Origin of the sequence: Cryobacterium sp. TMT2-10, assembly GCF_004403075.1 — a bacterium.
Classification (GTDB): Bacteria; Actinomycetota; Actinomycetes; order Actinomycetales; family Microbacteriaceae; genus Cryobacterium; species Cryobacterium shii.
On the sequence record NZ_SOGW01000005.1, the window covers coordinates 1 to 13,915 of the forward strand.

Sequence of the window (13,915 nt, forward strand, 5' to 3'; positions counted from 1 at the left end):
TCCCGCCTTCTCCGGCCTGTTCGCGCCGTACTGGCGTGCGGATGCCCGCGGCGCACTGGTCGGACTGACCCGGTACGTGAACAAGGGCCACATCGCGCGCGCGGCCCTGGAAGCCACGGCCTTCCAGACCAGGGAAGTCCTCGATGCGGTCAATGCCGACTCCGGCGTGCCCCTGGCTGAGCTGAAGGTCGACGGCGGGATGATCGCGAACAACCTCCTGATGCAGTTCCAGGCCGATATCATCGGAGTGCCGGTGGTGCGCCCGGTCGTTGCCGAGACGACTGCCCTCGGCGCCGCTTACGCGGCCGGGCTGGCGGTCGGCTTCTGGAGCGACCTCGACGAGCTCCGGTCCCACTGGCAGGAAGACAGCCGCTGGACGCCGAGCATGTCCGAAGAAGAGCGCGGCCGTCAGCTCCGCAACTGGAAGAAGGCGGTCACCAAGACCTTCGGCTGGGTCGACGAGGACGTCGTCTAGAGCCCGGTTCAGGCCTGGCTGGACGCGACCCAGGCGGCGAGTTTGGCCGTGGCCGCCCCGGAGTCGACAGACTCCGCGGCCACGGCCATTTTCGTGCGGAACCGGTCGAGGATATTGACCTGCGCCTGTGCGGGATCGTTCGCGAGATCGAAGGCCACCAGGCCGGCTGCCGCGTTCAGCAAGACGATTTCCCGCACCGCATCGTCCTGGCCGGCCAGCATCGAGTGCACGACGGCGGCGTTGTGCTCCGCATCACCGCCCACGAGCTCACTCATCCTGGCCCGACGAAGGCCCAAATCGCGCGGATCGATGTCGTGCTCCGTCACGAGGCCCCTCGATACTTCCCACACGTGGCTGTGACCCGTCGTGGTGAGCTCATCGAGACCGTCGTCCCCGCGGAAGACGAGCGCCGTCGCGCCTCGAGTTTGAAACACGCCGACGATGAGCGGAACCCGGTCGAGGGCGGCGACGCCGACCGCAGACGCTTCCGGTCGAGCCGGATTGCAGAGCGGACCGAGATAGTTGAACACGGTCGGAATGCCCAGTTCTCGGCGGGCAACCGCAGCGTGACGGAAACCTGGGTGAAAGCCTGCCGCATATGCGAACGTGATCCCGGCCGTTTCCAGCGTCTCGGCCACCTTCTCCGCGGACATGGTCAGATCGATGCCGAGCGCCGACAAGACGTCCGAGGCGCCCGAAGCCGAGCTTGCGGCTCGATTCCCGTGCTTGATCACCGGCACTCCCGCCCCTGCGCACACGATCGACGCCATGGTGGAGATGTTGACGGTGCCGAACCGGTCACCGCCCGTGCCGACGATGTCCAGTGCCATGGGGTTCACCGGTAAGGGCACGGCATAGTCGAGGATCGCGTCCCGGAAACCGACGATTTCATCGACCGTTTCTCCCTTGGCCCGCAAGGCCACCAGAAAGCCGGCCAACTGCGCCGGCGTCGCCTCCCCGAGCATGACCTGTTCCATGCTCCACGCCGCGTCTGACACGCTTAGATCCTCACCGGAGAGCAGCGCGCTGATGACGTTCGGCCAAGACTGAATTTCAAGCATGAATCAATTTTAGCGAGAAGGATCCCCCATGCAGAATTCGGCGATGAGGGCCGGTTTGTTTCGATCCGGTAGTCATTCGAACAAAAGCGCGACAGGCATGCCCGGTTGAGAATATCCGGGGCGGAAATCGGCCATAATGGAACGGTGACGAGCCCCTCAATTTCTTATACGGTCAATGCGCCCGTTGTTAACCGGCCAAACAGCGTGGCTGTTGGCACCATTGTCTGGTTGGGCAGCGAAGTCATGTTCTTCGCCGGGCTCTTTGCCATCTACTTCACTCTGCGATCGACCTCGCCGGAGTTGTGGCAGGCCGAGACCGCGAAGCACGGCTTCACGTTCGCGCTGATCAACACGCTCATTCTGGTGTCGTCCTCCGTGACCTGCCAGTTCGGTGTTTTCGCGGCGGAGCGTCTTCAGTCCAGGTCGACGGGCTGGAAGCCGAGCCAGTGGGGCATGGTCGAGTGGTTCTTCCTCACCTACGCCCTGGGTGCGATCTTCGTTTCCGGCCAGGTGTTCGAGTACGCGACCCTCGTTTCCGAGGGCGTGACGCTGGCCAGCAACGCCTACGGTTCCGCGTTCTACCTCACCACCGGGTTCCACGGCATCCACGTGACCGCAGGTCTCCTCGCGTTCCTGCTCGTCATCGGACGTGCATTTGCCGTCAAGAACTTCGGCCACAAAGAGGCGACCAGCGCGATCGTGGTGTCCTACTACTGGCACTTCGTCGACGTTGTGTGGATCGGTCTCTTCCTCGTCATTTACGTACTTAAATAGAAACTCGGAGTGGACAACACGTATGACCACGTTTAACACCCCCAAGCAGCCCCGAGGCCGCAAGGCCGGGCGCCGCAGTCCACTGGCCAGTGTCGCTCTCATCGCGATCGGCCTCCTCTTCACCGGCGGTGCGTACGCAGCGTTCAGCACGAGCACCGCTAGCGCCGAGACCAACGCCACGTCACAGCAGACGGTCGGCGAGGGCCAGAAGCTCTTCGCCGCCAACTGCGCAACCTGCCACGGACTTGCCGCACAGGGCTCCGGCAGCGGACCCAGCCTGATCGGCGTCGGCGCGGCAGCCGTCGACTTCCAGGTCGGCACCGGTCGCATGCCCATGCAGATGAACGGACCGCAGGCCCAGAAGAAGAAGGTGCAGTTCACGGAGGAGCAGATCGCCTCGCTCGCCGCCTACGTCGCGTCCCTGGCCCCGGGACCGGGTAAGCCGGACGCGAGTCTCCTCGACGCCGAGGGTAACGCTGCCAACGGCGCCGAGCTCTTCCGCATCAACTGCGCCATGTGCCACAACGTCGCCGGCGCCGGTGGGGCCCTGACGGCCGGAAAATACGCCCCGAACCTCAAGGGTGTCACCGAGGCCCACATCTACGAGGCCATGGTCACCGGTCCGCAGAGCATGCCCGTGTTCAACGACATGAACATCTCCCCGGAGAGCAAGCGGGACATCATCACGTACCTCAAGTACCTGGAGAAGACCCCCTCTCCCGGCGGCCTCGCACTCGGCTCTCTCGGACCGGTATCAGAGGGCCTGTTCCTCTGGATCTTCGGCCTCGGCTCGATCGTCGCCCTAACGGTGTGGATCACAGCGAAGTCGAACTGACCGTCGACGCTCACGCATACAACATGTCTCACACAGAACTTCCGATGAAGGAGAATAATGGCCAAGGACGATAACAGCGGGAAGGACCTGACCGCTGCTGACTCGTCGACAGTCGGGCATGAGGGGGCTCCCGCAGGCACCGCCGTAGTCGTTCGCGACGCCGTGGCCAACCCGGGCTTTCCTCCGCACCGCCCACGTGTCACCGACCTCGACCCGAGCGCAGAACGTCAGGCCGAGCGCACTGTCTACACGCTCTTCTACCTGTCGATCGTTGGAAGCGTGTTCGCCATCGTGGCGTACATGGTGTTCCCGATCATCCCGGAAGACCCTGGTTCCGTTCGCCTGAACAACCTGTTCATCGGGCTGGGCCTCACCCTGGCGCTGATGGCCATCGGCATCGGGGCGGTGCACTGGGGCAAGGCGCTGATGTTCGACCATGAGGGCATTGACGAGCGTCATCCCGTCCGAGGAACGGACGAGACCCGCACGCGAGCCGTCGAGATCTTCCACGAGGCCAATGTGGAGTCCGGGATCGGACGCCGCAGCCTCATTCGCAACAGCCTCATCGGCGCGCTGATCGCCTTCCCGCTGCCCGCTGTTGTGCTCTTCCGCGGCCTCGGCCCGATGGACACCAACCCGTCCGCACTTCTCAGCCACACCATGTGGAAGGCGGGCACCCGCCTCGCGATCGACCCGACCGGTACGCCGATCAAGGCTTCCGACGTCACCCTGGGCTCCGCATTCCATGTGATTCCCGAGGGCCTCCAGGACCTCGAGCACGGCAAACTGGAAGAGAAGGGCAAAGCAGCCGTTCTCCTGATGCGCCTCAAGCCCGAAGACCTGAACGAGCTGCCCGAACGCAAGGGCTGGTCGTATGACGGAATCGTGGCCTACTCCAAGATCTGCACGCACGTCGGATGCCCCGTCGCGCTGTACGAGCAGCAGACGCACAACCTGTTGTGTCCGTGCCACCAGTCGCAGTTCGACGTCACCAACCACTGTGAGGTCATCTTCGGGCCGGCCAAACGCCCGCTTCCGCAGCTGCCCATCGCGGTAGACTCAGAGGGCTACCTCATCGCACAGAGCGATTTCACTGAACCCGTCGGACCGAGCTTCTGGGAGCGGCATTGAGTACTGCAACGACGACCACTGAATTGGTCGAGACCAAGAAGTCCGGCGGCCTGACCGGCGCCGCCGCAAACTACATCGACGAGCGCACCAGCATCTCGACGGCGGTCAAGGAATTGGGTCGGAAGATCTTCCCGGACCACTGGTCCTTCCTGCTCGGTGAGGTGGCCCTCTACAGCTTCGTCATCATCCTGTTGTCCGGGTCCTTCCTGACCTTCTTCTTCCACGCCTCCATGACGCCGGTCGAGTACGACGGTTCGTTCATGCCGCTCAAGGGTGTTGAGATGTCCGCGGCGATGGCTTCGTCGCTCGACATCTCCTTCGACATCCGTGGCGGACTGCTCATGCGCCAGGTCCACCACTGGGCGGCCCTGCTCTTCGTGGCGGCTATTGGCCTGCACATGCTGCGCATCTACTTCACGGGTGCCTTCCGCAAGCCCCGTGAGCTGAACTGGATCATCGGGTTCATCCTGTTCATCCTGGCCATGGCGGAAGGATTCACGGGCTATTCCCTCCCCGACGACCTTCTCTCCGGCAACGGTCTGCGCATCATCGACGGAATGGTCAAGGGAATCCCCCTGATCGGCACCTGGATCTCGTTCCTTCTCTTCGGTGGCGAGTTCCCCGGCGAACAGATTGTCGGGCGTCTCTACTCGCTGCATATTCTGCTACTGCCGGCCATCATCGTTGCCTTGATCGCGATGCACCTCCTGTTCGTGGTCGTCCACAAGCACACGCAGTACCCCGGAGCGGGCCGCACCAACCAGAACGTGGTCGGTTACCCGGTACTTCCGGTCTACGCAGCGAAGGCCGGCGGATTCTTCTTCATCGTCTTCGGCGTGGTCATGCTGATGGCGTCGCTGTTCACGATCAACCCGATCTGGAACTACGGCCCGTACGACCCCTCCCCCGTCTCCGCCGGAACGCAGCCTGACTGGTACATCGGATTCGCTGACGGCGCCCTGCGCCTGATTCCGCCGGGACTCGAGTTCGTCTGGCTCGACCGCACCTGGTCGTTCAACATCCTGATCCCGCTGATCAGCCTCGGCCTGTTCATCCTCGTCGTACTGATCTACCCCTTCATCGAAGCGTGGGTGACCGGCGACAAGCGTGAGCACCACATCCTGGACCGCCCTCGGAATGCCCCGACCCGCACCGCCATCGGCGCGGCCGGCGTGACCTTCTACGCCGCCCTGTGGGCAACCGCATCCTCCGACATCATCGCCACGCACTTCTCGGTGACGATGGAGGGTGTCATCCACACGATGCAGTTCCTCGTCCTGGTCGGACCGTTCATCGCCTTCTTCGTGGCCAAGCGCATCTGCCTTGCCCTGCAGAAGAAGGACCGGGAGATCGTCCTGCACGGCTACGAGTCGGGTCGCATCGTACGCCTGCCCGGCGGCGAGTACATCGAGGTGCACCAGCCCGTCGACGAGTACGATCGCTGGAAACTGGTCAGCTACAACGACTACAAGCCCCTGATGATCCGCCCGAACGCCGATGGCAAGATCACCGTTGGGCAGAAGGCGCGCGCCGGACTGTCTCGCTGGTTCTTCGAGGACCGGATTGCACCGGTGAACAATACAGAACTCGAGCAGGCACACGGGGATCACCACTAGGCCCTCCATCACAACAACAGAACGGGCATCGATGTCCCTCCAGACCCTGTCGGAGTGGCTTCGGTGCCCGAACTGTTCTCTCCCCCTTCATCCGGGCGGTGCCCTCGTCCTGAAGTGTGACGCCGGCCATTCCTTCGACGTGAACAAGCGCGGATTCGTTTCCCTCGCCGGCCAGGCACGACGATTGATCGGCGACAGCATCGCGATGGTCGATGCCCGGGACCTGTTCCTGGGCACGGGATGGTACGACCCACTCCGTGACCGAATCGCGGACCGGGTCGCGGCAGAGCACCCCGGCCGTCTCCTCGACATCGGTTGCGGCACCGGCTACTACCTGAGGGGCATTCTGGACCGGGTTCCCGGCATACGTGTCCTGGGCATGGATCTCTCCCCCTCCGCCGTGGGGCGCACGGTCGCCGGTCAGAGCGGCGTTGACGGGTTGGTAGCGGATGTCTGGTCTCCCCTGCCGGTGCGGGACGGGGCAGCCGACGTGCTCCTCAACGTCTTTGCCCCCCGTAATCCTCCCGAGTTCCATCGAATCCTCACGGATGACGGCCTGTTGGCCGTCGTCGTGCCGCAGGAGCGCCACCTGCGTGAGCTCCGGCAGGCCGGGCTGGCCCTGGACGTGCCGTCCAACAAGGTCGCCCACCTCGTCGAGACTCTGGCTCCCTTCTTCCGACTGGAGGCCGCAGAAGACCTGTGCTCGACGCTCAGCCTGGAGCCGATCCAGATCGCAGCTCTAATCGGCATGGGGCCCTCTGCCCACCACACCGATGCAGGCGCTCTAACGGACCAGCTCAGCGCCGTGCAGACGGTGACCGCCGCGTTCCACCTGTTGAGCTTCCGGCGGCTGGCTTACCCGTCGCGATGAGCGCCGCGCGTGCAGCGCCCACCGGTCTGCCGCAGTCAGCGCCAGGCGCCGAGGCCCGAATGTTGCTGGCGCGCCACCACCGAGCTCGCCTGTTCCGGTCGAGTTCGGCAGGTGTGCGGGGCGAAGTCGACCGGAAGTGGCGAACCCGGCGCGGATGCCGTCTCGGGAAAACGCAAAAACGGCGTCCGGGACAGTGTCCCGGACGCCGCCGAATCCCCGTGTGGGAACCCGTGAATCAGATCAACGCGCGAAGTTCCCGCGGTAGTACTCGTAGACCCAACCGACCAGGCAGATGATGCCGATGCCGAGGGCGATGATCGAGATCCAGACCCCGACGGCGAGTCCCATGAAAAGCAGCGCGGCGCTACCTGCGAGCAGGATCGGCCACCAGCTCCAGGGGCTGTAGAAACCAACCTCTGGGTCGCCGTCATCGATGTTCGCGTCGAGACGGTCCTCGGGAAGCTCGCCGCCCTGGGCGCCATGCACTCGGCTGAGATAGAACGCGACGAACGCGACGAACACTGCGCAGAGGCTCAGGACGAAGGTTCCGGCCCACTCCACTCGCCCTTGACTCGGGTCAATGAGACCCCAGACCGTGTACGCGGTCGCAACGACGACGAAGAACCCCGTGAGAATCCACAGCAGGTTGACGTTGGCTCTCATTACTTGACCTTCTTCGATATCGCGTCATACGTGGGCGAGTCCGGAGCATCCTTGCCGGGGCCGATTCCGACGGGCATCGCGACCTCAGGGTGGTTCAGGTCGAACGCCGGACGCTCGGAACGGATGCGCGGAATCGAGGTGAAGTTGTGACGCGGCGGCGGGCAGGACGTGGCCCACTCGAGCGACGCACCGTAGCCCCACGGGTCGTTGACCGTGACGAGCGGCGCCTTGCGAGCGGTGATGTACACGTTCAGGAAGAACGGAATCATCGACACGGCGAGAATGACCGACCCGATCGTCGACACCTGGTTCATCCAGGTGAAACCGTCCTCAGGCGAGTACGACGCGTAGCGACGCGGCATTCCGACGACTCCGAGCCAGTGCTGCACCAGGAACGTGGTGTGGAAACCGATGAACAGGAACCAGAAGTGCCACTTGCCGAGGCTCTCGTTGAGCATCTTGCCGGTCCATTTGGGCCACCAGAAGTAGAACCCGCTGAACATCGCGAAGACCACGGTGCCGAAGATGACGTAGTGGAAGTGGGCGACGACGAAGTAGGTGTCCGAGACGTGGAAGTCGAGCGGGGGCGATGCCAGGATCACTCCGGTGAGGCCACCGAAGGTGAAGGTGACCAGGAAGCCGAGCGCCCAGAGCATCGGGGTCTCGAAGGTCAGTGATCCGCGCCACATCGTGCCGATCCAGTTGAAGATCTTCACCCCGGTCGGGACGGCGATCAGCATCGTCATCAGAGAGAAGAACGGCAGCAGCACAGAGCCTGTGACGTACATGTGGTGGGCCCAGACGGCGACGGACAGCGCGGCGATGGAAATGGTCGCGTAGATCAACGTCTTGTACCCGAAGATCGGTTTGCGGCTGAAGACCGGGAAGACCTCCGAAACGATGCCGAAGAACGGCAGCGCGATGATGTACACCTCGGGGTGCCCGAAGAACCAGAACAGGTGCTGCCACAGGATGGCACCGCCGTTGGCCGGGTCGTAGATGTGCGACAGGAAGATGCGGTCGGACGCGGCAGCCAGAAGGGCGGCAGCGAGAACCGGGAACGCCATCAGGACCAGGATCGAGGTGACCAGCGTGTTCCAGGTGAAGATGGGCATTCGGAACATGGTCATTCCGGGCGCACGCATGGTGATGATCGTGGTGATGAAGTTCACGGCGCCGAGGATGGTTCCGAACCCGCTGAGGCCGAGACCGACCATCCAGAGGTTTCCGCCGACACCCGGTGAGAAGGTCGTGCTGGCGAGCGGCTGGTACGCGAACCAGCCGAAGGACGCCGCCCCCTGCGGGGTGAGGAATCCGCCGACGGCAACGAGGCTGCCGAAGAAGAACGCCCAGAAGGAGAATGCGTTCAAACGAGGGAACGCCACGTCCGGAGCGCCGATCTGAAGCGGCATCAGCGAGTTCGCGAAGCCGAAGAAGAGCGGTGTCGCGAACATGAGCAACATGATCGTGCCGTGCATGGTGAAGAGCTGGTTGTACTGTTCCTTGGTCTGAACGACCTCGAGACCGGGCGCGAAGAGCTGCGCGCGGATGACGAGGGCCATGACGCCGGCCAGACAAAAGTAGACGAAGGAGGTGATCAGGTACATGTACCCGATGACCTTGTGGTCGGTGGACGTGATCCATCTGACCAGGACGTTGCCCTTGCGCTCGACTCCCGTGGGGCGACGAGTGGCGGCCGGCGTTGTGGGAGCAGTGGTTGTACTCATGGCTTAGTTGCCCTCCTGAGCCGTCGGGGCGGATGTGCCCGGAAGATTCGAGTTGCGCTTGTAGTCATTATCGACCTGGCCCTCGTTTCCTGCAGCACGGAGAGAGTCGATGTAGGTGGCGTAGTCGGCCTGGGAGACGACTTCGACCTTGAACAGCATCAACGAGTGGTACTCTCCGCAGAGTTCGGCGCACTTGCCCGAGTAGGTACCGATTCGTTCCGGGATGACCGACATGTAGTTGGTCTTGCCTGGGATCATGTCCTTCTTGTACAGGAAGTCAACGACCCAGAAGGAGTGGATGACGTCGCGGGATTCGAGCGCGAGTTCGATCTTCTGGCCGACGGGAAGGACGAGCGTGGGGATCTCCGATTCGACCAGGGCCCCCTTGGCCCCCTCGAGGTCAGGCTGTCCCTGCACACCGGTCGTGAAGACGTCTTCATTCACGTAGTTGAAGTCCCATGCCCACTGCTTACCGATGACCTCAACCTTGATGTCCGGGGCATCGAAGCGAGCCTCGATCGCAGCCTGGTCCCGCGCGGTGAAGGCGAAGAAACCGACCACCAGGATCAAGGGAACGACCGTGTAGAAGATCTCGATCGGCATGTTGTAGCGCAGCTGCACGGGGAGACCGGTCTGGCCCTTGCGGCGGCGGTAGACGACCACTGCCCAGATGGTCAAGCCCCAGGTGATGAGGCCGACGATCATAAGCACAATCCAGGACGTGGTCCACAGGCCACTGATCCGTTCGGTCTGGTTTGTCACCGCCGGCTGACCTTCTTCGAAGCCGGGGAGGAAGCCGTGAAGCTGGGCTTGAGTGCACCCCGCGAGAACTACGGCCAACGACGCTGCGATCGGAATTGCAGCCCATCGGAGACGATGGTTTTTGCGCACCAGTTACCTTTCGGTGGGACTCGACGACACTCCATTGGAAGTGTTTTATAGGTTCCCAGCCTACTGGGAGGGAGGGCGTGGGTTGTGCAGGAACGCGCCCGCAGAGGTAACAAATTCGCCTCTAGTCACACGATTTGCGAGCCCGTCCCGCGGCCGGGGATCAGCTGAAGGAGTCCCCGCAGGCGCAGCTTCCACCGGCGTTCGGGTTGTCGATCGTGAAACCCTGTTTCTGAATCGTGTCCTCGAAATCGATGGACGCGCCATCCAGGTACGGCACGCTCATCTTGTCGACGACGACCTCGACGCCGTCGAAGTCGACGAGGGCGTCGCCTTCGAGGACCCGTTCGTCGAAGTAGAGCTGGTAGATGAGTCCCGAGCAGCCGCCGGGCTGCACCGCAACGCGCAGGCGTAGATCCTCACGGCCTTCCTGGGCCAGGAGGCTCCTCACCTTCGCGGCCGCGGTCGCGCTGAGACCCACGCCGTGGGCCGCCGTACTGGTGCTGAGTGTGTCGGTCATGGTGCTCCTCGTTGCTTTCTCGCTGCTGGTCAGCGGGCCAGATTCCCGTTGTTTCTCACCGAGATTCTACCGAGGGAAACCGATAAGTCTTCCCCGGCATTCCCGAAATTTCCGCGGCCGGGCAGGTTCAGTCGACTGAACGGTCATTCAGCCGTCCGAGCAGGAAGGCCTCACTGAGGATCGCCCGCTTGAGCACGCCCAGATGAAGGGACTCGTTCGGGCTGTGCGCCCGTGAATCGGGGTCCTCGACGCCGGTCACGAGAATTTGGGCCTCGGGGAAGACTCGCACGAGATCGGCGATGAACGGGATGGATCCGCCCACTCCGATGTCCACCGGTTCGACTCCCCAGGCTTCGGCCATGGCGCTCCGGGTCTCGGTGACGGCCCAGCCGCCGGTGTCGACCAGGAAGGCCTCCCCCGTGTCGACATCATCGATGTCGACACGGGCACCGAACGGCGCGTGGGCTCTGAGGTGCGCTTCCAACGCCACCAGGGCCTCCTGGGCCGGCTGTCCGGGGGCGACCCGGGTGCTGATCCGGACGGAGACGGCGGGAGAGAGCGTATTTGAGGCGTTGGCCACCGAGGGAGCATCGATCCCGGTGATGGTGATCGCCGGCTGCGACCAGATCCGGCTGAGCACGGATCCGTGGCCGATCGGCTCGACGCCCGCGCTGAGACCGGTTTCCCGTCGCAATTGCTCGACCGGGTAGTCCGGGGTGGGTGCATCGTGGCTGGTGAGTCCGGCGACAGCCACGGACCCGTCGTCGGCGTAGAGGGTGGAGAGAAGGCGGACGGTGGCCATCATGGCATCCGGCACCGCTCCCCCGAACATGCCGGAGTGGGAGGCGTGGTCGAGGGTGCGCACGGTCAGCCGGAAGGTGACGTTGCCGCGCAGCGCGGTGGTCAGCGCCGGCGTGTTGATGTCCCAGTTGCTCGAGTCGGCGACGACGATCGCGTCCGCGCGCAGGGAGTCGCGATTCTCCTCGAGGAAGGTGGCGAACGAACGGCTGCCGAACTCCTCCTCGCCCTCGATGAAGACAGCGAGTCCGAGATCGAACTCCGGCCCCTCTGCTTCAACCAGCGCGCGAATCGCGGCGATGTGTGCCAGCACGCCCGCCTTGTCGTCCGCGGCGCCGCGGCCGTACAGGCGGTCCCCGCGCACCGTCGGCTCGAACGGGTTCGACTCCCAGTCGGCGTCCTGCCCGGGAGGCTGCACGTCGTGGTGGGCATACAGAAGAACGGTCGGGCGCCCGTTGCGGGCTGCGCGGGTGGCCAGAACAGCCGGATGTCCCAGGCCGGATCCCCCGGGGATGCCGGCCCTCTTGACCTGGACCGACTCGAAGACCCCGGTGTCACGGACGAGGGCGGCGACGGCGTTCGCGCTGGCAGTTACCTGTGCAGCGTCGAAAGCGTCCCAGGATACCGAGGGGATCCGGACGAGGGCACACAGGTCAGCGATGGTCGTGGGCAGGCCACGCTCAACGGCGGTGCGAAGCGCCGAGGCGCCCGGGGAGGTTGCCGCGGGCTCTGTTTCTCGAATATCGGTCATCAGGTAATCTTAAGCCAATCGATTGCAAGGAACTGATGTGGCTAAGCCTGTGAACCCAGACGCACAACCATCCATGGAGACCCCGGACGAGACGCGAGCCCGCCTCGCTGCCGGCCAGTCCGCCGGCAAGGGGCAGGCGACGCCCAGCCGGAAGCAGCAAGAGGCGTTGAACCGACGCCCGCTGGTTCCGGACGACCGTAAGCTCGCGGCCAAGCAGGCCAGGGGCAAGGCGGCCGAGACACGGGACCGGGCCAGGGTCGGCATGGCTGCCGGCGACGAGAAGTACCTCCCGGTTCGCGAACGCGGCCCGCAGAAGCGCTTCGCGCGCGATTATGTTGACGCCCGCTTCAACGTGGGCGAATTCATGATCCCGGTGATGTTCCTCGTGATCCTCCTGACCTTCTTCCCTGACCCGTCGGTGCAGACCTATGGCATTCTCGCGCTCTGGGCCTTCTTCCTGGTCGCCGTGGTCGACTCGGTCATCCTCGGCTTCACACTCACCCGCAAGGTGAAGGCCAAGTTCGGCGAAGCCAAAGCGGAGCGCATCCGCTGGTATGCCGCGATGCGGGCGTTGCAGCTGCGCCCCATGCGTCTGCCCAAGCCCCAGGTCAAGCGCGGCCAGTACCCGTCCTGACCGCTCGGTCAGTTCGAGAAGGCCCCTGACCTGATCAGGGGCACGCGGAGTTCCTCGTCGGTCAGCGATCCGTGCTGGCCGACCATCGAGCGCGCGGACTGATTCGATTCGCGGGAATCGTAGTAGGCCACGAGTTTGCGCGCGGCCACGATCACATCCCCGATGCGGGGGCGCACCTCCGCCGCGATCTCCCCGAACAGTCCGGCCCGGATGGCGTCCTCTCTCGTGAACACCCACGCTCGCGCCCCCTCCACGTCGGACCAGGCGTCGGCGAGAGCCTGCGCGGAATCGCCGCCGAGCCCCGGTTCGAGATAGAGCTGGACACAGCGCGGGTCGCCCCCGATATGACGAACGTTCGCGACCAGCTCCGGCACGGTGTCGAAGAGCACCTGCCGGGTGGAGGGGACGTCGACGATGCCGTGGTCGGCCGTGACCAGAAGGCCTTCGTCGGCGCGGAGCCCCCCGGCGAAGCGCGCGAGGGCGCCATCGAGCGTTTCGAGCTCGGCCAGCCACCTGGCCGACTCCCAGCCCTGGGCATGGGCCGCCACATCGAGCTCGGGAACATACAGGTAGACCAGGGCGCGCGGCTCCGTGTCGAGCAGGTGCCGGGCCGCTGCGAATCGGTCAGCAAGGCTCTCCGCGGAGACGTAGCGGGCCCCGCGCAGCACGGCCTGGGTGAACCCCGATGCGGCGTAGCGCCTGGGGCCGATTGCGAAGCCGGGCACGCCGGCATCCGTGGCCTGCTGGAAGACGGTTCGTTGACGTTGCCAGATTTCGGGCTGCATTCCCGCGTCCCAGCCCGTGAGCTGATTGACGACGCGGTCGCGCTCGGCGTCGAACACCCGGTAGCCCACGAGGCCGTGCTGACCGGGCGGAACCCCGGTGGTGAGGGTCGCAATCCCCGCGGCGGTGGTCGACGGGAAGACACCGTCGACCACGCTGGTCTTCGTCAGCAGCGAGTTCAGGAACCGGGCATGGCCGGCCCGGGCGCGCAGCGAGCTGACACCGAGCCCGTCAGCGAGCACCACGACCGCTTTCGAGGCCGGGCCGAGGCCCAGCGGGTTCGGCCGGCCCAGAACGGATGACAGCGAACTTGCGAGAACGTCGGCAAGGCGCAGAGGGCTGAATTGGCGGGCCGGTAGCATGGATGGCATCGCGCCAAGTCTGACAT

At 64.5% G+C, this 13,915-nt stretch carries 14 protein-coding genes; 7 read left to right on the forward strand and 7 right to left on the reverse strand.

The genetic code is table 11. The features are described 5' to 3' along the window. Positions 1-475, forward strand: a 475-nt coding sequence (locus E3T37_RS00285; protein WP_241975903.1) for an FGGY-family carbohydrate kinase, incomplete at its 5' end; no start/stop codon positions are given. A gap of 8 nt (positions 476-483) precedes the next feature. On the opposite strand, the gene trpD is transcribed toward E3T37_RS00285, so the two are convergent. Then, positions 484-1,536: an anthranilate phosphoribosyltransferase gene (gene trpD, locus E3T37_RS00290; RefSeq protein ID WP_134364865.1), complete on the reverse strand. Its 1,053-nt coding sequence runs from the start codon at positions 1,534-1,536 to the stop codon at positions 484-486. A gap of 144 nt (positions 1,537-1,680) precedes the next feature. Here trpD and E3T37_RS00295 point away from each other — a divergent pair, with 144 nt between their 5' ends. From E3T37_RS00295 to E3T37_RS00315, 5 genes are all read left to right on the forward strand, one after another. Then, positions 1,681-2,310, forward strand: coding sequence for a heme-copper oxidase subunit III (locus E3T37_RS00295; protein WP_174235661.1), 630 nt, complete (start codon positions 1,681-1,683; stop codon positions 2,308-2,310). 22 nt (positions 2,311-2,332) lie between these two features. Further along, the gene (locus tag E3T37_RS00300; RefSeq protein ID WP_134364867.1) at positions 2,333-3,145 is read left to right on the forward strand and encodes a cytochrome c; all 813 of its coding nucleotides are present in this window, start codon (positions 2,333-2,335) and stop codon (positions 3,143-3,145) included. A gap of 57 nt (positions 3,146-3,202) precedes the next feature. Then, positions 3,203-4,276, forward strand: a complete 1,074-nt coding sequence (locus E3T37_RS00305; protein ID WP_134364868.1) for a ubiquinol-cytochrome c reductase iron-sulfur subunit — start codon at positions 3,203-3,205, stop codon at positions 4,274-4,276. After that, entirely contained in the window at positions 4,273-5,892 is a 1,620-nt protein-coding gene (locus E3T37_RS00310) for a ubiquinol-cytochrome c reductase cytochrome b subunit (protein ID WP_174235660.1), read from the forward strand. The genes E3T37_RS00305 and E3T37_RS00310 overlap by 4 nt, the downstream gene beginning before the upstream one ends. Positions 5,893-6,031: 139 nt before the next feature. After that, the gene (locus tag E3T37_RS00315) at positions 6,032-6,763 is read left to right on the forward strand and encodes a methyltransferase domain-containing protein (protein ID WP_160140998.1); all 732 of its coding nucleotides are present in this window, start codon (positions 6,032-6,034) and stop codon (positions 6,761-6,763) included. A 240-nt stretch (positions 6,764-7,003) separates the two neighbouring features. Here the strand turns inward: E3T37_RS00315 and E3T37_RS00320 are convergent, their stop codons facing one another. The 5 genes from E3T37_RS00320 to E3T37_RS00340 all read right to left on the reverse strand — a co-directional run bounded on the left by E3T37_RS00320 (position 7,004) and on the right by E3T37_RS00340 (position 12,110). Then, positions 7,004-7,426: a cytochrome c oxidase subunit 4 gene (locus tag E3T37_RS00320; RefSeq protein WP_134364870.1), complete on the reverse strand. Its 423-nt coding sequence runs from the start codon at positions 7,424-7,426 to the stop codon at positions 7,004-7,006. Next, complete coding sequence (gene ctaD, locus E3T37_RS00325) at positions 7,426-9,153, reverse strand: cytochrome c oxidase subunit I (RefSeq protein WP_134364871.1); 1,728 nt, start codon at positions 9,151-9,153, stop codon at positions 7,426-7,428. The genes E3T37_RS00320 and ctaD overlap by 1 nt, the downstream gene beginning before the upstream one ends. A gap of 3 nt (positions 9,154-9,156) precedes the next feature. Further along, the gene (gene coxB / locus E3T37_RS00330) at positions 9,157-10,044 is read right to left on the reverse strand and encodes a cytochrome c oxidase subunit II (protein WP_134364872.1); all 888 of its coding nucleotides are present in this window, start codon (positions 10,042-10,044) and stop codon (positions 9,157-9,159) included. A 160-nt stretch (positions 10,045-10,204) separates the two neighbouring features. Continuing rightward, positions 10,205-10,561 carry an iron-sulfur cluster insertion protein ErpA gene (gene erpA / locus E3T37_RS00335; protein ID WP_134364873.1) on the reverse strand — a complete coding sequence of 119 codons (357 nt, stop codon included), beginning with the start codon at positions 10,559-10,561 and terminating at the stop codon, positions 10,205-10,207. Positions 10,562-10,688: 127 nt separating this feature from the next. Next, positions 10,689-12,110 carry a dipeptidase gene (locus E3T37_RS00340; RefSeq protein WP_134364874.1) on the reverse strand — a complete coding sequence of 474 codons (1,422 nt, stop codon included), beginning with the start codon at positions 12,108-12,110 and terminating at the stop codon, positions 10,689-10,691. Between the two features lie 73 nt (positions 12,111-12,183). Between E3T37_RS00340 and E3T37_RS00345 the strand changes: the two genes are divergently transcribed. Further along, positions 12,184-12,744: a DUF3043 domain-containing protein gene (locus tag E3T37_RS00345; RefSeq protein WP_134364928.1), complete on the forward strand. Its 561-nt coding sequence runs from the start codon at positions 12,184-12,186 to the stop codon at positions 12,742-12,744. An 8-nt stretch (positions 12,745-12,752) separates the two neighbouring features. On the opposite strand, the gene E3T37_RS00350 is transcribed toward E3T37_RS00345, so the two are convergent. Beyond that, positions 12,753-13,898 carry an alkaline phosphatase family protein gene (locus E3T37_RS00350; RefSeq protein ID WP_134364875.1) on the reverse strand — a complete coding sequence of 382 codons (1,146 nt, stop codon included), beginning with the start codon at positions 13,896-13,898 and terminating at the stop codon, positions 12,753-12,755. Positions 13,899-13,915: the final 17 nt, after the last annotated feature.